We start from the raw sequence: 16,674 nt of genomic DNA on the forward strand, positions 1-16,674 counted from the left end.
CAATATTCGCGTCATCAAAAGGGCTGGCATTCCCAAGGCCGCATGTGCTGCGCGAGGCAATCTATCGCTGCCGCAGGGGCGGCACCATCTCGGTTCCCGGCGTCTATGTTGGTCTGGTCGATCACATCCCGTTTGGCGGCAATGAATAAGGGACCGGCTTTCCGGATGGGCCAGACGCATACGCAACGCTACCTGGAACCTTTATTGGCCATGGTCCAGAACGGCGCAATCGATCGCTCCTTGTGATTACCCACCGGACCGATCTGAAAGCAGGGCCGGATCTCTACAAGACGTTCCGCGACAATCAGGAGGTTGTGTCAAAGTGGTGATGCGGCCTCACGGCCGAGACGGGCAAGGCGACCCACACCTCACTGCAATCACAAGGGAACATTCGCGTCGACGGCCGGTTAGGTGCCACTTCCGTAATGGTCACCTGCCGTCAAAGCGAGCCCATGATGAACCATGACCAGCATGACAATGTACCAGACGCAGCGCGTAGACTTGTCGTCGGAAGCATGGCGGGAGGAATTCTCGCCGCTTATGCTTCCACGGCGTCAGCCGATACGGGAACAGTGCCTGCTAAAGCAGGCCCTGCGAGCCCGATGCTCAAACAGAATCCGGTGACGCAATATCACCAGCCGCCTTTCAAGCCACAGGAACAGAAGTGGCCGGGTTTGGCCAGCAAGATGGTGCCGCGCCCGGACCACGGCGAAACGACCTACAAAGGATCAGGCAGGCTTGCCGGCCGCAAAGCGCTGATAACCGGCGGCGATTCCGGTATTGGTCGTGCGGCGGCGATTGCATTCGCGCGCGAGCGTGCGGACGTTGCTTTCGGCTACCTCCCCGAAGAACAGGAAGACGCCGACGAACTGGTGGACCTAATAAAAGCGGCAGGTCAAAAGGCTTGCCGGCGATATCCGCAATGAGGCCTTTTGCAGAAAGCTGGTCGATGAAGCAGCAACGCCCCTCGGCGGTCTCGACATCCTGGTCAGCAACGCTGCCCGCCTCACTCGAGTCCACGGTCCTCAAAAAGGGGCGCCAAGGCCACCGCTCCTTAGGCGTGGTGGGCTTTCAGACTGTCTACAGGAGGAACCAAATGGCTGGCGATGAAATAGAAAGAAGGCGACTGCAGATGTTGATCGAACAATATCTGGAGACCCGTAAGCGACGGCACGATTTCGTGTCGATCGCGAATGCCGAACTCGCGATCAAGGCGGTCATGCCGCATTGCCCGGTGTCGAGCGCAGCATTGGCAGAGATGATTGCCGCTGGCGCCGTCACTTACGGCCTTGGCGTCCTATTCGACGCGAAGCAAACCGAGGGCGAACTGCCCGTTGTTTGATAGGCTCATCGCCTGACCAATCGTCGCGCGGTCGCGAAATTTCGCCCAGCTCTGGAATACGCCAGACCGGGAGCATGCCAATCGTGCCGGCCGGATCGCAGGCACTTGCCGGCGACGCCGTCTCGGGCCTGGACCCGAATGTCGTCGCATATCTGGTGAAAAACCAGTGTCTTTGTCCCACGAGAAGTGCGTTACCGGGCTTCTCGTTGGGTTGGCACCGTTCCGCTGTCCTGGTGTCTTGCCAAAGCTGTCGGTTGAACACCGAGCATATTTCGCACGGCCTCGACCAGCGCAGCAGCCCACACGGGTTTTGACAGCATCTTGTGATGACGCAAATCTTGCGGGATGTCGGATGCCGTGTACCCACTGACGAAAACAAACGGAATTCCGCGTTGCGCTAGAAGTGGGACAAGGGCAGCGCTGGTCTCGCCGCCGAGACCAATGTCCAGGACCGCGGCAGATATGACTTCACTCTCGATCAGCTTTTTCGCGCGAGCAACGGACGGCACTGGCCCGGCGATGGCGAAGCCGGCCTCTTCCAGGATTGCGCGGTGCTCCTCCGCGACCAGCCATTCATCTTCGACGATAAGGATAAGAGATGCAGTCACGTTTCGCTCTCCCGATGATCGAACGGAAACTCAATCCGCAAGCTCAAACCATCGGAACCGAAAGATGTTTCAAAATTTCCGCCAAGCCGATACTCAATTTCGCCTTTCACCAGCGAAAGACCAAATCCCGTCTTCTCAGGCGGACTGACAGCGGGACCGCCGCTTTCTAACCATTCGAGCTGAAAACCGTGATCCGACGCCGACCAAGTCACGGACACCACGCCGTTTGGCACGGACAAGGCGCCATATTTTCCAGCATTGGTGGCAAGTTCATGGATCACCATGCCAAGGGACAGGCCCTGCTGAGGCTTGAGCCGAATGTCCTCGCCTGTGGTGTTGATGCGTTCCAGCCCAAACGGCTCGACTTCCTGCCGCACGATTTCCTCTACCGAGACCTCTTTCCAGCTTTCGCGCGAGAGCACTCCGTAGGCCCGCGCCATGGCGCGCAGGCGACCGATGAGCGCTTCGGCGAAAGCCTCCGAAGAGGGAGCATTTTTCAGGGTCTGACTGGCAATGCTGACCGTAACGGCCAGCATGTTCTTGACCCGATGATTGAGTTCCGAGATCAATACCCGCTGGTGGGCTTCGGCTTCAGCCATGGTCGTCACATCGACAAAGGTCACCACCACACCTTGGATTTTCCGCACGCTGTCGCGGTAGGGGATCAGCCGCACGAGATAGTGGATGCCGTCGCTATCGCGCGGTAGCTGGTGCTCGATCATCTCGCCGGCCCTGAAAACCTGCGCGATATGGTCGCGCAGGTGCGGATAATCGAGCCGGCTGGCAAGATCGGTAAGCGGTCTTCCGATGTCGGTCGGCAGCAAATTGAAGAACGAAGACGCCGCCGGCGTGAAGCTGCGGATAACCAGCTTGGTATCGAGAAAAACAGTCGCGATCTGTGTGCTCTCGAACAGGTTCTTCAGATCGCTGTTGGCCCGATCGAGATCCTCGATCTTGGAAACCAGTTCGGCATTGATGGTGTTCAATTCCTCATTGAGGGACTGCATTTCTTCCTTGGAGGCCTCAAGCTCCTCATTGGAGGACTGGGCTTCTTCGTTGACTGAGACGAGTTCCTCATTGGAAGATTTCAACTCCTCCAATGCGGTCTCATATTCTTCGATCGTCGATTGCAGGCGCTCGCGCGTATCGCGGAGCTCGCGCTCGAAATCAGCAATCCCGGATGGCTGACGAACCTTTAGAGCCTCCAGCCGCGGTTGCGGCTGGCCCACCGGTTCGAACAGGACGAGAAACAGCGGCTCGCCGCTGCCGCGATCAACCAAGGGCTCGATCGTCAATGTGACGAATTGGACACGATCTTCATCTTCTTCAATGGCTATCGCTTCGCGCACAACCGTGCGCCGGCCTTCGGCCGCTTCCCGCAAAGCGCCGCGCAGTTCCAGACGCAGGCCGCTGCGTGCCATTGTGAGCAATTGTCTGCTCGGCACCCCTTGCGGCGGCTCGAGATATTTGCCGGTTCTGACCGAGTAATAGACGACATCTCCATCACCATTGATGACGACATGGGCCGGAGCGTAGCGTTCGAGAACATGGGCTTCAACGGTTTGCCTTAGGGAATAAGACAACCCGCGGCGGGCATGAGTGTCATTGGCGCTGGAAAAGTTGCTTGCAGGCGCAGCATTCAACAAGATCGGCAGCCGCGGCGGCGCCGTATGTTCTCGTGCCTTGAATATCCGTTGTTTCTTGTCGACCGGTGCAAACAGATCGGCATGCTGGCTTATGCTCTCGGAGGTGCCAAGGAACAGATAGCCGCCGGGCTTCAGCGAATAGTGGAAGGTCGGAATAACCTGCTTTTGCACATCGGGGCCGAAATAGATCAGCAGGTTCCGGCACGACACCATGTCCATGCGCGAGAAGGGTGGATCACGGATGACGCTGTGCGCCGAGAAGATGCAGAGATCACGTACGCTCTTGCTCAAGATGAAACTTGTGCCGTCATTGCTGAAGAAGCGTTCGCGACGTTCAGGCGAAACGCCCGCAAGCAATGACTCCGGATAGCGCGCCGAACGTGCGATGCCCAACGCCGCGTCATCGATGTCCGTGGCGAAAATCTGGATGCGCGGCACAGCCGAAAGTGTATCCATATGCTCGCGCATCAGCATTCCGATCGAGAAGACTTCCTCGCCGGTTGCGCAGCCGGGCACCCAGACGCGGATCGTATCGTTGGCGTCCTTGCCTTCGAAAAGTTTGGGGATGACGGTTTCTTCCAGGGTCTTGAAAGCGTCCGTATCGCGGAAGAAATTTGTCACGTTGATCAGCAGGTCGCGAAACAGCGACCGCACTTCCTCCGCATTTGAACGAAGCAACTCTATATAGGCATCGATCGCGGTGTTCTGTGTTATTTGCATGCGTCGCCTGACGCGGCGCAAGAACGTCTTGGCCTTGTAGCCCGAGAAATCATGTCCCGAATGGCTGCGCAGGATCGCGTAGATTTCCTCCTGGCCCTTGCGGAGTTTCAAAGCACTGGCCTTGCCATCGTCAGCTTCGAGCTCGTCGAGCAGTTCAAAGCTATGGGCAAATTCCATGAGTTTCGCACCCATCTCATCGGCGGGGATGGCGATATCGATCAGACCGGAACTGATCGCGCTGCGCGGCATGTCGGGATTGCTCGGACCCGACTCGTCGGAGAGTTGCGCCAGCGTCAGGCCGCCATGCTCCTTGATTGCCTTGATGCCCAACGTACCGTCGGAATCGCCGCCCGACAGGACGACGCCGACGGCGTATTCGCCTTGATCCTCGGCCAGCGCGCTGAAAAAGATATCGATGGGCTTGCGCTCCCTGGACACCGAATTCGGTTGGCGCAGCTTTAGGCTGGAATTTTCGATGGTGAGGATCGCGTTGTGCGGCATCACGTAGACGGTGTCAGGATGGATATCCATTCCATCTTCAGCGACACGAACCGGAATTCCGGTGTAAAGCGCAATCACTTCGTGCAGCAGACTTTCCCGTTCCGGGCTGAGATGCGTGACGATCACGAACGCCATCCCGCTCGAAGACGGCATCCCGCGAAAAAATCCCTCCATGGCGGCAATGCCGCCCGCAGAGGCGCCAATACCGACTATGGGGAACCTCGGCAGCTTTTGCATCAATTGTCCTGCTTCAGTGAAATGCAACGCGGCAGCGCTGATTTCGATCCAATGTGTAAACCGTTCCTGGTCGAATTCCCATCCCGCACCGCCGATCGCCACGGAACCGATGGACGCGACCGCCGTTTAAAGCCCGGAGGGCTGCTATGTTATTAGGCATGCGAATTCTGCTCGTCGAGGACGAATTCTTGCTGGCAAGCGAACTTGCCTCTTATTTCAGCGATTGTGGGGCGACCGTTTTGGGGCCGGTGTCGTCAGTCAGCCGGGCTCGACGATATATCGATTCAGCGGATGGGGCGGTGCTGGACATCGATCTTAACGGTGAGACTGTTTTTCCCCTCGCCGATGAGCTGACGGACAGAGGCATCCCGTTCGTATTCTTCTCCGGAAACGATCAGATCACCCTACCGGAGCGGTTCCGGTACACCCAAAACCTCTCCAAGCCGGCCGGGTTCAGGACGGTTGCCGGGATCCTCGCCGCGCAATCAACGGCGCTTGGTGAAGACAATGTTTTCCGCGCTCTTCCAAAACTGAGGCTGTCCGCGCGGCTGCTGCTGGGCGACCCACAGGCGGCCGATCGCCTCGTCGAACGGACATTGAAGGCGGCGCTGGAGGAGCGGTTGTCGACGCGGCATGACCTTCCCTTGAGCGAATGGCTCAATACACTCATGGAGGAGGTGCTCCGCAACGACAGGTCTGGCATCATGAATTAAGATTGTCCGATAGTTTGCCGCAGGCCGCCCTGTCGACCGCCCCCGCTATGGTACCCCTCCCCAAGAGCGCTTCGCTTCGTCTTGCAAATACGGCCGCATTCCTGCTAGAAATCCTCGTGGCCAAACCTCCGCAAACCAAACCTGACTCATTCCGCGATCCTGTTGAGGGCGACGCACTCGCAGCGCTGCTCGACGAAATCGCGGAAGAGGAAACACCTGAACGGCTGTTGAAGCTCGCCCTTGAGCTGCAGCAGCAACTGCTGTTGTCAAAGCAGCTGAAAAATCCCAACTGAACGGCCTGCAGCTAGGCATCTTGATGTGCCTCGAGTTCCACGATGGCGTCATCGCCTCGTTCGCCAGACCGATGCTGCTGCGGTAATCTTTCTGCGCTCGATGTGGGCGAAACCCCAGCCTCAATAGCTCAGCGGTTCCTGCGCCCAGAAGGCCCTGATCCCATCATGACGCCGATGAGACCAGGAAGATCAGGGCCAACTTGGGTCGCAGCCCAAGGTCGATCACTGCTGCCCTGGCATCTCGGTATTTTCTTGCGGGTTCTTTTTAACGCCGGGCGCGGGTGATGTCTCGGCGGGGGCATTGCCGCCTTGGTTCTGTTCCGGGGTGCGCTTTACTGGCGATGTCTGCCACGATCCGCCTGAAAGGGGTATGAACACAAAGAAGGCTAGCAGTGCGACGAAGATCACAGCCGCAATGACGACGCCCCACCCGAGTACATTTCGGGTGCCACGCTGTTCTTCCTTCCGGGACACATGCTCCGTCATCACTGGACTCCTTTGTGTCATTCGATGAGATACAAATTTATCGTGCAGATCGACCGCACGGTCTGCTCTTCCCCGGCGCCGGCCACCGGCACAGCTGAAGAAAGCTGAAGCTAATCTTCTCCAGCTTTTCGGCTGCCTGGTTTGGCGACCCGCTTTGGCGTTTCCGGCACTGCCGGTTTCTGCTCGGGTGCAGGCGGATTGACCGCCTCATGCGCCAAACGGGCTTTGCGCAATCGCGCCGTTTTCTCTTCCCGCGCTTTACGCTCGGCTTCCATTACTGCTTGTGCGTAGAGGGTGGCTCGTGCGTCTCTGTCGTTTGCGGATCCACTGGCCGCCATAGTCAGCCCTCCGCCTTGTAATTTCTTGCTTCCTTCTTGGCGCCGTCTATGCCGTGCTCGGCTGCAAGCTCTTTGGCCTGCCCGGGTGACACGTCGGTGACTTCGGCCAACTTGATTGCCTCTTTTTCAGAGAGATCACTGTCCTTTCGCGTGGGGTTCCTTGTCATCGCAGATCTCCTATCAGAGCCCAAACGACCGGACCGGCGGTGTGTTCCGTGGAACCTTCGATAGTCCACCGATTGAGGCGGGCTATCGCGCTTCCGTCAAACGAGCGAAAAGGTTCTGATGCGGACGGACAAGATACACGATCAGCTTCAAGGCCTTTCGAACTGCTAGGCAAGCCGGGTTATGGCCGGGCTATGACCGTGTGGGACGCGTGACACACGGACGGGTTCAGGCATCGATGCCAGGCGCTAGTTCTCACCCGCGAGCGTGGCGAGAAATGACCGCCGCCATTCTGCTGCGTCATTGCGCGTGATGCGCTTGAGCAGTGCACTATGCCTTGCAATTCTTTCCTCAAGCGGCATCGCGAGCGCTTTTGCGATCGCATCGGCAACCTCGTCGACGGCATACGGGTTTACGATCAAGGATTCGGCAAGTTCTTCGGCCGCACCTGCAAAACGCGACAACACCAGCACTCCGGGATCGGCTTCGTCCTGCGCGGCTATGTATTCCTTGGCGACGAGGTTCATTCCGTCACGCAGGGGCGTGACCAATCCGACCTGGCTAGCGCGCAACAGGCCAGCAAGCCGAGAGCGTGATACGGCACGGTGGATGTAGCGGATCGGGGTCCAAGCCAAATCCGCGTATCTTCCGTTGACCGCGCCGGCGGTTGCCTCAAGCTGGGCCCGGATGTCGGCATAGGCGCTGACCTCCTCGCGCGTCGGCGACGCAATCTGCAAATAGGTTGCCGCCCGCTCTTGCTCCGGATGCCTTTGCAAAAGACGCGCGAAAGCCTGCATGCGGCCGGGGAGACCCTTGGAGTAGTCCAGCCGATCGACGCCGATGATTTGCTTGAGGCCCAGAATCTGGCGGCGCATGGAATCGATCTGCACATCCTCCGCCGCCTCATTGGCCATGCGTGCGATTGAATCGACGTCGATGCCTATCGGAAAACACCTCGATAACACCGTGCGGCCGTTCATCTCAGCCGAACCATTGATATCAAAAGTAGTGGAGTTGGCCGCCTGCACTGAGCGCCGGAAATTCCCCACGTCCGTTTCGGTCTGGAATCCCACGACGTCATATTGAAGCAGATCATCGATGAGTTCTTCATGGTCGGGCGTGGCTACAAACAAGTCAGGCGGCGGGAACGGTATGTGAAGAAAGAAACCGATCCGATTCCGGACTCCCAGCCGCCGCAACTGGGCGGCCAAGGGGATAAGGTGGTAGTCGTGAACCCACACCAGGTCGTCGTTGCCCGACAGCAGTCCTGCGAGCGCCTTCGCGAACCGCGCATTGATCTGCCGGTAGGCGTGTAGAAACTCTGCCCGGTGGTTCACCAGGTCGAGTCGGTAATGAAAAAGCGGCCACAGCGTGCTGTTGGCATAGCCATTGTAATAGAGCGAATACTCCTCATAGGGCAGGGTAAGCGCAGCCGTCTCGATCTTTCCCACGCGTTCCAAGCGGATCAGCGGTTCGTCGCTCGCGGCGTAGTCCTGATACTCAGCGCTTGCTCCTAGCCACAGGCCTCCACGCTCGGCCAACGCATCCCCGATGCCTACAGCAAGTCCGCCGGCTTGCGACAGATCGCGAATGTTCCCCAGCCTGTTCGAGACGACAACCAGACGACGCGGGATGGCGCGATCGCCAGTTAGCTCAGCCTCCCCACCTAAGGCGTCGCGCTCAAGGGGATCACCAACCGTTTGCGAGGCCTCGTTGAAAATTTCATCCGGTCGCTGCAACAAGAGCAAATCCTGAGCGTGAAGATCGCTTGGGGAACGGTCCGCGCGTGCGATTGTTCCCGACGTAAGTGTCCAGCCGGACTCGCTGGATCACATTCTCGGCCCGCTCGGCGCCTTTTTCAGCGGCTCTCGCAGGATCGTCGTCGGACGCACCGGTGATGAGACCCCGATCCAGCACGCCGAGCAGCCGCTTTGGCGACGGCCGGACTTACCGCTTTGGTATTCATGCTGCCGGATCCCCTGCCCTGTCATATCAACTCCCCACCTTGGCAAAAGCCCCAACTGACCAAACCGTCAGTCCACCTCGATTACCTTGCGCGTCGGCTTTCGTTGGCGGGGCGGCTGCTTTGCGGCTACGGGCGCGGGCGGGGTCTGCGCTATCGATGCCTCCAACAACTGTCGCTGTTCTCTAAGCCGCGCCGTCTTGGCTTCCCTGGCATGCCGCTCCGCTTCCAACAGCAACTTGGCTTCTCGATCCGCCCTCTCGAGCTTTTCCCTGTCGATGCGTCGTGTTTTCAAGGTCGCCTCCATTGGTCAGACGGCGAACAAAGTGCGGACCTGAAAAAATGTTCCCAACAAACTAAGGCCTGATCTGCCTCAAATGATATTGACGAGCAGCCCGCCGGTTGCGCGCATCTGCGGCTCTGTGACGTCCAAAGGAACTGCTTGCCGTCCGCGGCGTTACGCCACCACGCTGGCGGGAAGATTACCATGGACGACAAACCCCGAACGACGATCAGAAAACCGGCCCGGATTGATCGAGGGCATTGCTTTTGCGGAGCCATCACAGCTGAATTCAGTGGCGATCCCTTTTGGATTTGTTTCGACCACGACGATGACTGCCGACGAGCGATCGGCAGCCCACTGACGATCTGGATTGGCTATCGTCCAGATCAGGTCCATTGGCTCGGCCCAAAACCAAAAACATTCTCGAAAACCAGGGGCGTCGTGCGCTCCTTCTGTTCGGAATGTGGCACCTCGATTGGGTACACCGATGAAGGCTTGCCAAATGAGTTCTACATCTCGATCGGATTCATGGACGCGCCCGAGAAGTTCCATCCCCAAGCTCAAGCCTATTGGGAAATGCGGCTGCCGTTTATCAGGATGGATGACGGTTTGCCTCGCGTCGAGGGCTACACCCGGGCGCGCGACCCCGCCCTGGGCAATCCCAGAGACCGGTGAGGCAGGAGGTTGGACTTTGGGCCTCGTACCTGCAAGCCAGCGCGAACCGAGGTCGTCATGCGGCGAGCTTCGCTGAACCAATCCGTTTGATGGCACTGCTGATCGACCGTTCGCCATCGTCGTAGTCAGCCCAGGCGACGGTCTTTTTCAGGTGGCCCGGGACCGTGCGAACGGTGTATTTTTTCGGATCGAGATCCGCCTTCACCTGACTCCAGGTCAGCGGCATGGATACAGTCGCGCCTTCCCTGGCGCGAGGGGAGAGAGGGGCGACGGCTGTCGCCATGCGATCATTCCTGAGATAGTCGAGAAAAATCCGGGATGTCCGCAGCTTCTTGGCCATGTTGACGAGGTAGAGATCCGGGCTATCTGCCGCCATCTGGATGCAGACGGCCTTTGCGAAGGCCTTGGCCTCGGCCCATGTCGTCTTGCTGCGTTCGGCCGCCAATGGCGTCACGACATGCAAGCCTTTGCCGCCCGTGGTTTTGCAGAAGCTCACCAAGCCCAGATCTTCGAGACGATCGCGCATTTCCTTGGCTGCCGCGACCACCTTCGCAAAAGGGACTTCCGGACCGGGGTCAAGGTCGAAGACAAGTCGGCCAGGTATTTCGGGATGACCCGGCTGGCAATTCCAGGGGTGAAGCTCAAGGCCGCCTATCTGGGCGATCGCGGCCAGACCCTCGACGCGGTCGATTTGCAGATACGGTTTGTGGTCGCCGAAGACTTTTACCAGTTCCAGCAGATTGGATGTGCCTGGCATTGCGTGGCGCTGGAAAAACTGCTCGCCGGCGTAGCCATCCGGCGCACGCACGAGTGAACAGGGACGACCTTTGATATGTCTGATCATCCAGGGGCCAACGGTCTCGAAATATTCTGCAAGATCGAGCTTGTCGACGGGCTGACCGTCGCCGGCATTCGGCCAAAGCGGCTTGTCCGGCTTGGAAATGATGACGCCCATGACAACCGGGCTTTTTCCTGTCTTGCCAGTCACCTTGGCAGGGTCGGCAATCGGCGTCTCTTGAGGATCGGCTGGACGCTCGGCCTCGACGTCTTTTGCGGGCTTGTCTTCACGCAGGCCTTTGAAGGCGGCCTGCCGGATATTGCCACCCCCGGTCCAGCCGGCGAACTCGATTTCCGCGACCAATTCCGGCTTCGTCCAGAAGACGGTTGAATTCCTTTTCGGTGCGCCATCGCCGGTAAACGGCGACGTCGCGGCTTTCATCTCCTGCAGCCTGGGCATCAGCTGCTTGACCTTTGCCTCGCTGAATCCGGTCCCCACACGGCCGATATAGGCGAAATGTTCACCGCGATTGACGCCGACGAGCAATGACCGGAATTTGCCGTTGGTCGTCGACCAGCCGCCGATGACCACCTCATGCCCGGCGCGGCATTTCGATTTGGCCCAGGTGTCGGTCCTCCCCGAAACATAGGTCGCATCGGCCTTTTTGGAGACAATCCCCTCAAGCGACAGGCGACAGGCAGAACGCAGCACCGCGTCGCCGCCATTGCTGAAGTGCTCGACATAGCGGATGAGATTTTGCTCGCCGCGATCGACTTCGCCGAGCATCTCGCTCAGACGTTCCTTCCGTTGTGAGAGAGGCATCTTTCGCAGATCGACGCCATTTGCGAAGAGCAGGTCAAAGGCAAAGTAGATCAGGTCCTTCGTCCGGCGCTCCGACAGCGCTGCCTGCAGTGCGGCAAAATCGGGCGCCCCGTTCTCGCCAAGCGCTACGATCTCGCCGTCGATGATGACATTGGGAAGGCTGGCGGCCTCCTTTGCGATGGCGCCAAATTTCTCCGTCCAGTCAAGACCCTTGCGGGTCTTAAGGGCGATGTCCTTGTCTTCCACGCGCAACTGGACGCGATAACCGTCAAACTTGATTTCGTGAACCCAGTTCGTCCCGGCCGGCGGCCGGGAGAGCGTCGCGCAAAGCTGTGGTGGGATGAAGTCGGGCATCTTCGCCGCTGAGGCAGGACCGGCTCGCTTCGGCCGCGGAGCAGGCATTGCCGACCTGGCGGCGCGCTCGTCGGCCGCATGGCCGCGCTTGCTGTCCCAAACGGCATCCGCATCGGCCAACGATGAACCTTTCATCATGAACGGCTTCGGACCTGCCCCCTTCCCCGCTGCAATCCTCTCCATGCTCCGACCCGAGGCGACGGATCGATCCTGAGCCAGCACCGCATCGCCATTGCCCTCTGTCGCGTATTTGTCGCGGTGTTTTATCAGCAGCCAGTTGGTCCGCTTCCCGCCATTGCGGTCATGCTTCATGCGCACGAGGACGAAGCTTCCATGCAGGCGCTTGCCCTGCAGCGTGAATTTCAGGTCGCCTTTTTCCAACGCCTTTTCGGGAGACATGGCGCCTTCCGGTTCCCAATATCCGCGATCCCACAACTGCACCGTGCCGCCACCATATTGTCCTTGGGGAATCGTGCCTTCGAAGTCGCCGTACTCCAGCGGGTGATCCTCAACCTCCACGGCAAGTCGTTTGTCGTGAGGATCCAGTGATGGACCTTTGGTCACAGCCCATGATTTGAAGACCCCGCCAAGCTCGAGGCGAAGATCATAGTGCAGCCGCGTGGCCGCGTGTTTTTGGATGACGAACCGGAGTCGGTTCGAACCCGCAATCGAGCTTTCGCCGCTGGGCTCTTTCGTCTTCGCGAAATCCCTTTTGGCCCGGTAGGTGGAAAGCTCGCCCGTTTTCATGGAAGTGCCCCGACTAATGACGCAACGCCGAACTCAACGCAGTGGGTGAGATTTGGTTCGGTTCATAGCCGAGACGGCGCCGATGCTGCTTTTCCGCTTCAGAGTGGCATCGCCGTCAAATGTAGGCATTCACGGAGATTACACGTGATGTCGTCACCGCTGACGTTGAGGTTCCTTGGTTTGCCCAACCATTTTTGCAAGCTCTGGAAATGGTGGGATGTCCAGTTCGCCTTGCGCGTTGTTTGCGATCTGCAGAAGCCGGATCGGGAAGCAGATCGCGTCACGGTTGGCCGGTGACATATCTTCGTAGGTCCGCTCGTCACTTGTCATGGACGCCTCTGCCTTTCGCAGGGCGGTATCGATCTCGTCAATTGACAGCAGACCTTTGTGAACGAGCAGATTGTTGATTGACGCGACCGCCATCATCAACCCTTCAAGCTGAAGATTGGCAACGTTCATGGCTTGACCGTGTTTCCGCCGCCCGGCCTCGCCGGGGCGTTCTGGCCATCGGATTGGTGCGTCTTGTCATCCACCTCATTGACTGGCCGCGTCAGACCGACCCCACTCTTGGGTTTCTTGTTGCCGGCCGCATCCTGAGAGAACGCATCCGAAGGATCAGGACCTGTTCTAGCCGGGTACTTCGTTGCGCCGGTCTCGCGATGGTTTTCATTATCAGGCATTTTTTGATCACTCCAATCGGATGACCGATAACCGTTACGAGCCCGGCGAGTTCCGGCGCCGCATGGAACATTTCTGGCCGTTGGTGCAGAGACAAGCGGGCGTGTCTCGGCAATCGCGCCTCGCGCACTGGCGGCAGGTCTCGCTTTCGTTGCCGACAGCACTAGGTTGCTCGTTGAGGTAAAAGGAATTCCCCATGCGGGTGGCACGCGAAGCCTGGGTTCTTGGCAAGGAGAGCATCCTCGGATTCATCAACGACAATGCCCTCAGCCACGGTGCGGCGATGGCGTTCTATGCCGTTACGTCCCTGGCCCCGATCTTGTTGATCGTTGTTGCGATTGCTGGACTTGTCTTTGGGCATGAAGCAGCTCAACTCGCTCTGTCGGCCGAAATCGCAGGCGTGATGGGATCGCAAACCGGCGACCTTCTGCGCAGCACCATCGAAAGCGCTTCTCACAGAACCGCCGGCACTCTTGCCACCTTGGTGGGCATCGTCACCCTCTTCGTGACAGCCTCCGGGGTGTTTGGCGAAATGCAGCTTTCGCTCAACACAATCTGGAAGATTGACCCACCACCCATGTCTGTGTCGCGATTGGTGCGGGCGCGGGCGGCCAGCCTGGGTCTGGTTGCAGCGTTGGGATTTCTACTGCTTGTGTCGTTGGCGGCGAGTGCCGCCATTTCCGCGCTTGGCGCTGTCATCAACGCCCATCTGCCGTTCGGCACCATCATTCTCGCGTCGATAAACGGCATTGTATCATTCGTGCTGATTTCCGCTCTGTTTGCCGCGATCTTCAAGATCCTGCCGGACCGGTCGCTCGCTTGGCGCGATGTCGCAATTGGCGCGGCAGTGACCGCTTTGCTCTTCACCATCGGCAAGTCGCTGATTGGCTGGTATATCGGAACCAGCGCGATCGCATCCTCCTATGGCGCGGCGGGTGCACTGCTGGTCGTGCTGCTTTGGGTTTACTATTCGTCTGAGATATTCCTGCTCGGCGCCGAGTTCACGCGGGCCTATTCCGTCCGTCTCGGCAGTCGGTCCGACCTTCAACCGATAGTGGAGGCAGAGAGCCCGTCGCGACAGACATCGAACCCTGGGCCAACTATCCAACGCGAGGTGCAGGCCTGGATTGTGATCACGGGTTTGCTGACCTTCGTGGCGACACGGGTCTGGCCATCGCGGCGATCTTAGCTGCTTCCCACCAATTCTGTTTCTTTGGAACGCAACCCGGACACCGGAATTGCATAGGAACAGGAGGTTGCCCATGCCAAAATTCCGCTTTGAGACGACAGTATCCGGCCAGACTACCGCTCTCGAGGAAGAGCTAGCGAGTGCGGAGATGGCCAGTCCGAGAGCAATAGAGATGGCGCGCGTAGCGGTGGCGGCGGATCCTGGGTCAGGAACCAAGCAATCGGGATCGACTATCAAGGTCTACGATGAAGCCGGATACCTGGTCGCCACAGTCAATTTTTCCGACGTGTTGCCGAGTGATCCGGACGCCGGACAGCATGGGATTGGCGACGCGGTTGTCGAAGAACCGGGTGTGATGCGGTCTGGCTGACCCGTGGTAGATCAGGGTTTCACGTTTCGCTCACGCGATCCCCGGCAGGGCAATTTGCTGAGATCGCGAGGTCCTCGGCCATCGTCGGATGCTAGAGCTGAGATTCGATCGGGAGGTGACGGACGAAGACCGCCAGGATACGGCGAAAAAATCCGGCTTCTGGTTCATGCGTATAGTCCTGAATCTTGCCTTCGCCGCATCCATGCCAATGCAGAACATTGTGCTTCAGTTCGAGCCGATAGCTTGTTTCCGGAGATATTTCCGATTGGAATCGATGCCGCAGCTCGGCGACCAATTTCGGATCCTCAAACAGCACGCCCATTTCCGAGTTCAAGGACACTGACCGTGGATCGAAATTGAAGGAACCGACGAAGCCGATATTGTCGTCGACGGTGAAAGCTTTCGTATGCAGACTGGCGCCCTTCGAGCCAAACACCGAGATTGCGGAGCGCCGGTTGAACGGCTGAAGCTCGAAAATATTGACGCCATTCCTCAGCAGCCGCTTGCGATAGTTTGCGTAAGCGCCATGGACTGCGGCGACGTCCGTGGCGGCCAGGGAATTGGTCAGAACCGAAACGTCAACACCGGCGCCGACAAGGTCCAGCAAGATCGCTGTGCCCCTTTTGCCGGGGATGAAATAGGGCGACACAATTTCCAGACACCCGCGCGTGGATTGGATGATCGGACGCAGCTCTTTCATAAGCCAGCTGCGACGTCTCCAACCACGAACTTTCTCCGGCGGATCGGAGATGACCCGCACGCCATCCACCCAATGAACGTCGTTGCTGGCCGCAATAAACTCCGTGATCGAGCCCCGGTTGCCGATGCCGTTCAGGAATTTGGGATCGGGGCCGGTATCGCTTCCTTCAAGCCATTTGGCATGCTCATGCTCAGCCACTGATCCCAAGGTTTTGATTGGCTTGGCTTCATTGCAAGCCCAGAAGGCATCGAATATCGCCGCGGTTTGCCGTACCGCAGGCCCCAGGAGCAGCAGATCGAGATCCCGGAAATTGGTTTCTGCCGCATCGAAATAGGCATCGCCAACATTCCGACCGCCGACAATGGCAAATTTGTCGTCAACGATCCAAGCCTTGTTGTGCATCCGTCGCGTCAATGCAAAGAGCCGCAACAGCACTTCCACACCACGCATGATCCGGCCGCGCCTGATACCGCTCGGATTGAACAACTTCAGTTCGATGTTTGGATGGTGGTTCAGCGCCAGATATGCCGCATCATTTTTGCGCGGATTGACGTCGTCAAGGAGCATGCGCACCCGAACACCGCGCTCAGCAGCTCGAAAAACCTCGCGAAGCAGCAAGCGGCCGGTGTGGTCATCATGCCAAAGGTAATACATCAGGTCGAGGCTGCGCTCAGCGCTCCTTGCCGCCAGCACGCGCACGGCGAAAGCGTCATAATTGTCCGAGACAAGCAGCAAGCCGCTCTTGCCGGCCTTGATGTTGTCGTCTGCGGTTCGCGAAAGTGATACGTCCATAAAAATTGCCACCTTTGGACGGCGCTCGCTGCCATCCCGCTCAAATCATAGCTAGAACCATTCTGAGGTATTCTGGTTGCATACGCAGCGTCCAATCACCCAATTGCTGGATGCAAGTAGGGCCAGCAATCAAGCGGCTGCAGAGCGGTCAGGAGGCTTGAGAGGCGTTGCCCCGACTGCTCTGCTGCCGCCGCGGAACTTGCGTCTCCTGCAGTCCCAGGCCCTCAGACCGCACGACCGTTGGCGGGAGCCCGATGGCGTGCGCCCCGCCGCG

16 protein-coding genes and 2 pseudogenes are annotated in these 16,674 nt (G+C 58.6%); 8 read left to right on the forward strand and 10 right to left on the reverse strand.

From position 1 onward, the window contains the following. Window positions 1–35 precede the first annotated feature (35 nt). The 3 genes and pseudogenes from NKJ76_RS24665 to NKJ76_RS24675 form a co-directional block, all read left to right on the forward strand. A pseudogene (locus NKJ76_RS24665) lies at window positions 36–337 on the forward strand (glutathione-dependent formaldehyde dehydrogenase); the annotation flags it as partial. Between the two features lie 265 nt (window positions 338–602). Further along, a pseudogene (locus tag NKJ76_RS24670) lies at window positions 603–1,005 on the forward strand (SDR family NAD(P)-dependent oxidoreductase); the annotation flags it as partial. A 91-nt stretch (window positions 1,006–1,096) separates the two neighbouring features. Further along, window positions 1,097–1,342, forward strand: coding sequence for a hypothetical protein (locus tag NKJ76_RS24675; RefSeq protein WP_023691400.1), 246 nt, complete (start codon window positions 1,097–1,099; stop codon window positions 1,340–1,342). A gap of 191 nt (window positions 1,343–1,533) precedes the next feature. On the opposite strand, the gene NKJ76_RS24680 is transcribed toward NKJ76_RS24675, so the two are convergent. After that, window positions 1,534–1,950, reverse strand: a complete 417-nt coding sequence (locus NKJ76_RS24680; protein ID WP_352538581.1) for a response regulator — start codon at window positions 1,948–1,950, stop codon at window positions 1,534–1,536. Further along, a complete protein-coding gene (locus NKJ76_RS24685; protein WP_352538593.1) occupies window positions 1,947–5,054 on the reverse strand; it encodes a CheR family methyltransferase in 3,108 nt (1,035 codons plus the stop codon). Before NKJ76_RS24685 ends, NKJ76_RS24680 begins: the two co-directional genes overlap by 4 nt. Before the next feature lie 158 nt (window positions 5,055–5,212). On the opposite strand from NKJ76_RS24685, the gene NKJ76_RS24690 reads away from it, so the two are divergent. Then, complete coding sequence (locus NKJ76_RS24690) at window positions 5,213–5,767, forward strand: response regulator (RefSeq protein ID WP_050588792.1); 555 nt, start codon at window positions 5,213–5,215, stop codon at window positions 5,765–5,767. Between the two features lie 2 nt (window positions 5,768–5,769). Continuing rightward, window positions 5,770–6,060 carry a hypothetical protein gene (locus NKJ76_RS24695; RefSeq protein WP_352538582.1) on the forward strand — a complete coding sequence of 97 codons (291 nt, stop codon included), beginning with the start codon at window positions 5,770–5,772 and terminating at the stop codon, window positions 6,058–6,060. A gap of 222 nt (window positions 6,061–6,282) precedes the next feature. Here NKJ76_RS24695 and NKJ76_RS24700 read toward each other — a convergent pair whose 3' ends face one another. The 4 genes from NKJ76_RS24700 to NKJ76_RS24715 all read right to left on the reverse strand — a co-directional run bounded on the left by NKJ76_RS24700 (window position 6,283) and on the right by NKJ76_RS24715 (window position 9,307). Then, window positions 6,283–6,546, reverse strand: a complete 264-nt coding sequence (locus tag NKJ76_RS24700) for a hypothetical protein (RefSeq protein ID WP_023681159.1) — start codon at window positions 6,544–6,546, stop codon at window positions 6,283–6,285. A gap of 340 nt (window positions 6,547–6,886) precedes the next feature. Continuing rightward, the gene (locus tag NKJ76_RS24705) at window positions 6,887–7,051 is read right to left on the reverse strand and encodes a hypothetical protein (RefSeq protein WP_352497953.1); all 165 of its coding nucleotides are present in this window, start codon (window positions 7,049–7,051) and stop codon (window positions 6,887–6,889) included. A 246-nt stretch (window positions 7,052–7,297) separates the two neighbouring features. Beyond that, window positions 7,298–8,791 carry an alpha,alpha-trehalose-phosphate synthase (UDP-forming) gene (locus tag NKJ76_RS24710; RefSeq protein ID WP_352538583.1) on the reverse strand — a complete coding sequence of 498 codons (1,494 nt, stop codon included), beginning with the start codon at window positions 8,789–8,791 and terminating at the stop codon, window positions 7,298–7,300. Window positions 8,792–9,082: 291 nt separating this feature from the next. Then, complete coding sequence (locus tag NKJ76_RS24715) at window positions 9,083–9,307, reverse strand: hypothetical protein (RefSeq protein ID WP_352538584.1); 225 nt, start codon at window positions 9,305–9,307, stop codon at window positions 9,083–9,085. 192 nt (window positions 9,308–9,499) lie between these two features. On the opposite strand from NKJ76_RS24715, the gene NKJ76_RS24720 reads away from it, so the two are divergent. Beyond that, on the forward strand, window positions 9,500–9,970 hold the full coding sequence (locus NKJ76_RS24720) for a GFA family protein (protein ID WP_023729497.1): 471 nt from the start codon (window positions 9,500–9,502) through the stop codon (window positions 9,968–9,970). Between the two features lie 55 nt (window positions 9,971–10,025). On the opposite strand, the gene ligD is transcribed toward NKJ76_RS24720, so the two are convergent. The 3 genes from ligD to NKJ76_RS24735 form a co-directional block, all read right to left on the reverse strand. Continuing rightward, window positions 10,026–12,671, reverse strand: a complete 2,646-nt coding sequence (gene ligD / locus NKJ76_RS24725; RefSeq protein WP_023712195.1) for a DNA ligase D — start codon at window positions 12,669–12,671, stop codon at window positions 10,026–10,028. A 153-nt stretch (window positions 12,672–12,824) separates the two neighbouring features. Then, a complete protein-coding gene (locus NKJ76_RS24730; RefSeq protein ID WP_352538585.1) occupies window positions 12,825–13,130 on the reverse strand; it encodes a hypothetical protein in 306 nt (101 codons plus the stop codon). Continuing rightward, window positions 13,127–13,351 carry a hypothetical protein gene (locus NKJ76_RS24735; RefSeq protein WP_156933724.1) on the reverse strand — a complete coding sequence of 75 codons (225 nt, stop codon included), beginning with the start codon at window positions 13,349–13,351 and terminating at the stop codon, window positions 13,127–13,129. Before NKJ76_RS24735 ends, NKJ76_RS24730 begins: the two co-directional genes overlap by 4 nt. Before the next feature lie 194 nt (window positions 13,352–13,545). On the opposite strand from NKJ76_RS24735, the gene NKJ76_RS24740 reads away from it, so the two are divergent. Both NKJ76_RS24740 and NKJ76_RS24745 read left to right on the forward strand, forming a co-directional pair. Further along, complete coding sequence (locus NKJ76_RS24740; RefSeq protein WP_023681152.1) at window positions 13,546–14,538, forward strand: YihY/virulence factor BrkB family protein; 993 nt, start codon at window positions 13,546–13,548, stop codon at window positions 14,536–14,538. A 73-nt stretch (window positions 14,539–14,611) separates the two neighbouring features. After that, window positions 14,612–14,908 (forward strand): hypothetical protein, encoded by a 297-nt coding sequence (locus NKJ76_RS24745; protein ID WP_023668045.1) that lies wholly within the window; start codon window positions 14,612–14,614, stop codon window positions 14,906–14,908. Between the two features lie 91 nt (window positions 14,909–14,999). On the opposite strand, the gene NKJ76_RS24750 is transcribed toward NKJ76_RS24745, so the two are convergent. Next, complete coding sequence (locus NKJ76_RS24750) at window positions 15,000–16,400, reverse strand: phospholipase D family protein (RefSeq protein ID WP_352500317.1); 1,401 nt, start codon at window positions 16,398–16,400, stop codon at window positions 15,000–15,002. Window positions 16,401–16,674 lie beyond the last annotated feature (274 nt).

The sequence above is a fragment of the Mesorhizobium sp. M0029 genome (assembly GCF_040323735.1).
GTDB lineage: Bacteria > Pseudomonadota > Alphaproteobacteria > Rhizobiales > Rhizobiaceae > Mesorhizobium.